This window comes from Limnospira sp. (genome assembly GCF_051859755.1).
Taxonomy (GTDB): domain Bacteria; phylum Cyanobacteriota; class Cyanobacteriia; order Cyanobacteriales; family Microcoleaceae; genus Limnospira; species Limnospira fusiformis.
On record NZ_JBIMLI010000368.1, the window covers coordinates 1 to 998 of the forward strand.

General features: G+C 48.1%; 1 protein-coding gene. It reads left to right on the top strand.

Translation table 11 applies throughout. From position 1 onward, the window contains the following. Positions 1–213: 213 nt before the first annotated feature. Positions 214–879 carry an acyl-CoA dehydrogenase family protein gene (locus ACTIE0_RS24685; protein ID WP_006622105.1) on the top strand — a complete coding sequence of 222 codons (666 nt, stop codon included), beginning with the start codon at positions 214–216 and terminating at the stop codon, positions 877–879. Positions 880–998: the final 119 nt, after the last annotated feature.

Here is a 998-nt window from a genome sequence, read left to right on the forward strand (position 1 = left end):
ATAACAGACAATGGGCTTTTGTTTCTCGGCTTCTTCGATGATGTATCTGCGTTGGTTGCCAACGGTACGAACGGCTTTAATTGCGCCGAGTTTTTCCCATCTTCGCCAGGTGGCAACGCTGGGTGTAACATATTTTGGCACTTTAACTCCGGTTATTGTGGTGGTTGCTATTGTAACAGGTTTTTGGTTTGTGTGTAGGTTTGAGGAAGTTTTTTGTTACTAGCAAGCACGTCAGACCTGCTGGAAACCACCAACACCTATTTACAAACTGCCGTCGCCCCTGTGGCGGCTGAAATAGATCGCCAACCAGAAGCATTAAAGCCGGCTTGGCGGGGGTTAGGGAAACTAGGAGTTCTGACTTTACGGGTCGGACCCGCCCCAGTAACAGCAGAAACCTTCGCCCTATTCACGGAACAAATAGCCCGCTATTCTGGGGCTTTAGCATTTTTGCAGACCCAACATCAAAGCGCGGCGGGGATGCTATCCCTAAGTGATAATTCTACCCTCCGAGAGCAATATTTACCTGAGATGAAATACGGAACCGTTGGGGTAGGAATTGGTTTTTCTCATTTGAGACATTCTGGAAAGCGAATGGTGACAGCATTAGAGGTTGAGGGAGGGTTTCAGCTTAACGGAACAGTTCCCTGGGTGACAGGATCTGGCATTTTTGATCAGTTTATCCTGGCGGCGAGTTTACCAGATGGGCGGGCGGTGTTTGGGATGGTTCCTTTTCGGGATACTCAGGGAACTCAGGGGGAAATTAGCCTGGGTGTACATAGGTCTCTTTGTGCTATGACTGCGACTAATACGGTTACTGTGAGGCTGACTGATTGGTTTTTATCAGCTAACCTGGTGGTGTCTATCCGGTTAGGGTCATGAACCCTAAACCCCTACCCTAACTGCAATTACCGGAATTTACTTAACCCGATAGTCGTACCGTTACACTTAATATGCACTCCATTCAGTCTTAGCACACGGGACGATTAGTGCATATCCCT